The sequence below is a fragment of the Streptomyces sp. CBMA156 genome (assembly GCF_014596515.1).
In the GTDB taxonomy this organism is placed as follows: domain Bacteria; phylum Actinomycetota; class Actinomycetes; order Streptomycetales; family Streptomycetaceae; genus Kitasatospora.
Map to the genome: position 1 here is coordinate 1 of NZ_MSJQ01000403.1, position 5,759 is coordinate 5,759.

The 5,759-nt window shown below is 72.9% G+C and carries 4 protein-coding genes; 3 read left to right on the plus strand and 1 reads right to left on the minus strand.

Features of this window, described 5'->3' with window-relative positions:
* Both BU198_RS35835 and BU198_RS35840 read left to right on the plus strand, forming a co-directional pair.
* Positions 1-454: hypothetical protein (locus BU198_RS35835; protein ID WP_188300984.1), on the plus strand; the 454-nt coding region annotated here is incomplete at its 5' end.
* A gap of 32 nt (positions 455-486) precedes the next feature.
* Positions 487-1,527 carry a hypothetical protein gene (locus tag BU198_RS35840; protein ID WP_188298664.1) on the plus strand — a complete coding sequence of 347 codons (1,041 nt, stop codon included), beginning with the start codon at positions 487-489 and terminating at the stop codon, positions 1,525-1,527.
* 90 nt (positions 1,528-1,617) lie between these two features.
* On the opposite strand, the gene BU198_RS35845 is transcribed toward BU198_RS35840, so the two are convergent.
* Positions 1,618-3,042, minus strand: coding sequence for a CCA tRNA nucleotidyltransferase (locus tag BU198_RS35845; protein ID WP_188298667.1), 1,425 nt, complete (start codon positions 3,040-3,042; stop codon positions 1,618-1,620).
* Positions 3,043-3,418: 376 nt separating this feature from the next.
* Here BU198_RS35845 and BU198_RS35850 point away from each other — a divergent pair.
* The coding region (locus BU198_RS35850; RefSeq protein ID WP_188300985.1) for a DUF6049 family protein at positions 3,419-5,759 on the plus strand (2,341 nt) is incomplete at its 3' end.

The window sequence follows — 5,759 nt, forward strand, 5'->3', positions numbered from 1 at the left end:
CGGGCAGCCGGCCCCCGGGCCGTACGGGCAGCAGCCGCCCCCCGGGCCGTACGTCCCCCCGCAGTCCGCCCCCGCGGCGCCGCCCGCGCCGTCCGCCAAGCGCGGCCTCCGCTCCAAGCTGCGGATCTTCGGGGTGGTCGGCGGCTGCCTGGCGCTGGCGGTGAGCTACTTCGTCGCCGGGCCGAGCGTCAGCAGCGCCAAGCCGGGCGACTGCGTCCAGGCGAGCGGATCCCGCGACGTCGAGATCGTCAAGTGCACTGACCCCAAAGCGAATTACCGCGTGCTGGCGAAGTTCGAGGGCACCACCGACGTGACCCGCTGCAAGCAGACGCAGCAGACCGCGAGCACGGTGTCGGGCAAGAGCGGCCGCCGCTGGAACAAGAAGCGGTACGTGCTCTGCCTGGGCTCGCTGACGCCCGCCACCACCGGCGTCCCGCCGGTGAAGAAGTCCTGACCTCTTCCGCCACTCCTTCCCGGGGGACCACCTTGTCCGTTCCGCCTCCGCCCCAGATGCCGTACGGCCCGCCACCGGGCGACGGCAACCCGTACGCCTCCGGCGGCTCCTACGGCGCCCCGCCACCGCCGCCACCGCCCCCCGGGTACGGCTACCCGAGCCCCCCGCCGCCGCCCGGGCCACCGTACGGCGGCCCGCCGCAGGACGGTTACGGCTACGGGTACCCGCCGCCACCGCCCCCGATGGACGGCACCACCTGCCGGTTCTGCGGCGGCTACCCGGCGGTGAACGCCACCGTCCGCGGCCACCAGGGCCTGATCATCGCCTTCCGGATGCTGCGGATGACCGGCCCGTTCTGCCGCACCTGCGGCACGGCGACGGTGCGCGACATGTCGGCCCGGACGCTGGTCCAGGGCTGGTGGAGCCTGGTGTCCTGGCTGCTGACCCCGATCACGCTGCTGCTGAACCTCGGCCCGCACAACAGGTTCAAGCAGCTGCCGCACCCCGTCCCCGGCAGCCACGGCCCGCAACTGGACCCGGGCGTCCCGCTGACCAGCCGGCCGCACATCGCGATGCTGCTGGTGCCGGTCTCGCTGGCGGTCGCCCTGACCCTGGCCGCCACCGGGGTGCTCGGCCCGAAGAAGGACGGCCCGGTCGCCGACCCGACCCCGTCCCCCACCCTGCTTTCGTTCTCGCCCACCCCGCTGCCGACGCCGACCCTCACGCTCCCGCCGCCGGCCTTCCCCTCGCCGACCTTCACGGTGCCGACGCCGACCCTCACGCTCCCGCCGGTCACCACCCCGACCGACTCGGACTCCAAGGTCGACTCGGCCGGTGTCGGCGACTGCCTGCGCAACGCGAACGGCACCAGCGAGACCACCGACACCCACCCGAAGATCACCGTGGTGCCCTGCACGGACGCCAAGGCGCAGTACAAGATCGTCTACAAGTACCTCGCCACCTCCGACGAGAAGTCCTGCGAGAAGCAGCCGAAGTCGGACAGCTGGTACACCAGCAAGCACCCCAACCTCCCGGTCCTCGACTACGTGCTCTGCCTGAAGCAGGTCAAGTAGCCGGAACCGGACGAGGGGTGGCCCCGGCCGAACGCCGGGGCCACCCCTCGTGTCGTGTCCGCAGCCGTCCCCGGAGGTCCGGAGCCGGGCTCAGCCCTGCTGCCCGGCCCACCAGTCCCGCAGCGCCGAGACCGCCTCGTCGTGCTCCATCGGGCCGTGCTCCAGCCGGAGTTCGAGCATGTGCTTGTACGCCTTGCCGACCTGCGGGCCCGGCGTGAGGCCGAGCAGCTCCATGATCTGGTTGCCGTCCAGCGCCGGGCGGACGGCGTCCAGCTCCTCCCGCTCCCGCAGCTCGGAGATCCGGGTCTCCAGGCCGTCGTAGGTGCGCGAGAGGGCGGTGGCCTTCTTCTTGTTGCGGGTGGTGCAGTCCGAGCGGGTCAGCTTGTGCAGGCGCTCCAGCAGCGGACCGGCGTCGGTGACGTAGCGGCGCACCGCGGAGTCGGTCCACTCGCCGCCGCCGTAGCCGTGGAAGCGCAGGTGCAGCTCGACCAGGCGCGACACGTCCTCGATGAGCTCCTTGGAGTACTTGAGCTCGCGCATCCGCTTGCGGGTCATCTTGGCGCCGACCACCTCGTGGTGGTGGAAGGAGACCCGGCCGTCCGACTCGAAGCGGCGGGTGCGCGGCTTGCCGATGTCGTGCAGCAGCGCGGCCAGCCGCAGGGTGAGGTCGGGACCGTCCTGCTCCAGGGCGACGGCCTGCTCCAGGACGGTCAGCGAGTGCTCGTAGACGTCCTTGTGCCGGTGGTGCTCGTCCCGCTCCAGCCGCAGCGCGGGCAGCTCGGGCAGCACGTACCCGGCCAGGCCGGTGTCGACCAGCAGCCGCAGGCCCTTCACCGGGTGCTCGGCCAGCAGCAGCTTGTTCAGCTCGGCCTGGACCCGCTCGGCGGAGACGATGGTGATCCGCTCGGCCATCGCGGCCATCGCGGCGACCACGTCGGGCGCCGGGTCGAAGTCGAGCTGGGCGGCGAAGCGGGCGGCCCGCATCATCCGCAGCGGGTCGTCGGAGAAGGACTCCTCCGGGGTGGCGGGGGTGCGCAGCACCCGGGCCTCCAGGTCGTCCAGGCCGTGGTGCGGGTCGACGAAGCCGCGGCCGGGCAGGTCGACGGCCATCGCGTTGACCGTGAAGTCCCGGCGGACCAGGTCCTCCTCGATGGTCTCGCCGTAGGTCACCTCGGGCTTGCGCGAGGTGCGGTCGTACGCCTCGGAGCGGTAGGTGGTGATCTCGATCAGGAAGGAGCCCTCGGGGGTGTCCTTGCGGGCGCCGACGGTGCCGAAGGCGATGCCGACGTCCCAGACCGCGTCCGCCCAGCCCTTGACCAGCTTGAGCACCTGCTGCGGGCGGGCGTCGGTGGTGAAGTCCAGGTCGTTGCCGAGCCGGCCGAGCAGCGCGTCCCGGACGGACCCGCCGACCAGCGCCAGCCGGTGACCGGCCGCCTGGAACCGGCGGGCGATCTCGTCGGCGACCGGCGACACCCGCAGCAGCTCTTGGAGGCCGAGGGTCTGGGCCTCGCTCAGGCCTGGTACGGCCTGGACGGCGGTGCTGGAACGGTCGGTGCGCGCGGTGGGCTCATTGGCAGTGGACACGGCTCACAAGGGTACGTGCCCCGACAGGTCAACCGCCCGCGCGTTTTGGGCGTCTCACCCCACAGCCCGCAACACTGCACCCCAGGCCGCATCGTTACCATGCCGGTGGACGAGTCTCGGGCACCGGACGGGGGATGCGGTGTCGCGTGCTGCCCCCGTCCGCGGAATCCCCGCGGCGGCGGTGCGGCGACGGCGTCGGGCGAAGAGTTCCAGAAGAGTTCCAGAAGTGTGAAAGCGAAGACCGTCGGGCGGACCGCGCCGGACGGCATCGGCGGCGAATCGATCGAGAACGGCGAGGGCGAAGCGAGTGAGTGAGCCGGCACGGCACTCGGGCCTGGGAGCGCACCGACAGCCTGGACGGGCCGAGCGCCCCGCCGAGGGGCGCCATCCGGCCCGGCGGGCCCGCCGGGCGGGCCTGCGCCTGGCCGCCGCCTGCGCGGCCGCCCTGACCCTCTTCACGGCCTCCCCGGCCGGCGCGCTGCCCGCCGGCGGCAACGCCAGGCCGGCCTCCGACTCCTCCGTCACGGCCGAGTACCCGGTGGTGATGACCATCGACGCGCTGAGCCCGCAGGTGGCCGTCCCGAACGGCATCGTGACGATCTCCGGAAACGTCACCAACGCCGGCAAGACGGCGGTCAAGGGCGCCCACGCGGCCGTCCGCAAGCCGTACTCCCTCAAGCCGCTGGACCGGCGCAGCGATCTGGCCAACGTGGCCGGCCGCTCGGTGCCGGACTCGAAGGACGGCGTCGAGCTGGACAGCCCGCAGTACGCCCTGCCGGAGCTGAACCCGGGGCAGAGCCAGCCGTACACCCTGAGCGTCGCGGTGAGCGACCTCGGGCTCTCCACGAGCGGCGCGTACGAGCTGGCGGTGGACGCCTGGGGCGGGACCGCCGACAACCCGCGCGACCGCGCCCTGGGCATCGCCAGGACCTTCCTGCCGTACAACGCGGGCGCCGAGGCGCAGCCCACGAAGGTCACCACGCTCTGGCCGCTGGTGCACCCGCCGGTGATGGCCGCGCAGACCTTCGCCGAGTCCGACCAGAGCATCCCGGTGCTGCGCGACGACAGCCTGGCCGCCGAGTTCGCCCCCGGCGGCCGGCTGTACGAGCTGGTCGACACCGGCGCCAGGCTGAACGGCCTGACCTGGGTGATCGACCCGGACCTGCTGGACACCGCGCTCGCGATGACCAAGCCCTACAAGGTGCAGAAGCCGGGCACCGAGGACAGCGGCAAGTCGGCCAAGGAGGACAACGTCGTCCAGGGCACCGGCTCGGCCGCCGCCGCCGCCTGGCTGGACAAGCTGCGGGCCGCCGTCGCCAAGCAGGGCCACCAGGTGGTCGCGCTGCCGTACGCCGACCCGGACCTCGCCTCGATCGCGCACAACGGCGCCGACCTGACCGGGATGACCGTCGCGCTCGGCAAGGCGGCCACGGCCGGCCGGCTGACCGTCGAGGGCCGGCTCGCCGTGGACACCCGCTCCGACGTCGCCTGGCCGTTCCAGGGCTACCTCGACCAGCAGGTCGCCGCCCTCGCCCAGCAGTCGGGCAGCGGGCTGGTGCTGGTCAACGGCGGGAGCATGCCGGAGTCCGACGCCCTCACCTACACCCCGACCGCGGTCCGCCCGATCGGCAACGGGCAGACCGCCGTGGTGGCCGACGAGACCGTCTCCACGCTCTTCGAGAAGGACCTCAGCAGCCCGCAGGCGCAGACCGAGGCGACCCAGCGCTTCCTCGCCGAGACCTTCGCGATCACCCACGAGCAGCCGCAGAACCAGCGCGCGCTGCTGGTGATGCCGCCGCGCGAGCTGAGCGCCGCCAACGCCAAGGCGCTGGCGAACGCCCTCCAGACCGCGGACGGCAAGTGGATCTCCTCGGTCAAGCTGGACACGGTCGCCCAGTCCGCGGCCGACCCGAAGGCCAACACCGCCGTCCCCGCGGCCACCGACTACCCGCCCCAGACCCGGGCCTCCGAACTCTCGGCGGCCGACCTGAGCAGCACCGACGGCATCCAGCACGACCTGGACACCCTGATGCGGGTGCTCACCCTGCCGCAGCGGGTGCGCGGTCCGTTCAGCGCCGCGATGGTCCGCTCGCTGTCCACCGAGTGGCGCGGGCAGCCGGCGGCCGGGAACAGCTACCGCACCGGCGTCACGAAGTACCTGAAGGAACTGACCGAAGCCGTCCAGGTGCCGAAGAAGAACAGGGTCACCCTGGCCGGCGACACCGGTCTGCTCCAGGTCAGCGTGCGCAACGACCTGACCCAGACGGTCACCAACCTGAAGCTGGTGCTCACCTCGGCCCAGCCGAACAGGCTGCGGGTGAGCCGGGAGGAGCAACTGGTCCTCCCGGCCTCGCAGAGCGTGACCATCCGCTTCAACGCCGAGGCGCACAGCAACGGGGAGGTCGCGATGATCGCCCAGCTGTGGACCACCGGCCCCGACTCCCGGCCGTACGGCGAGCCGCAGCCGTTCCGGGTGGACGTCACCTCGGTGACCAACGGCGTGCTGTACGTCTTCGCGGGCGCCGGCCTCCTGCTGCTGCTGGCCGCGCTGCGCTTCGTGCGCCAGCGCAAGCGGCGCGGCGGGCAGCAGCACGAGGACGGCGACCAGCCGGTCGGGGACGGCCCGGCGGCGGGCGGCGCCGCGGCGG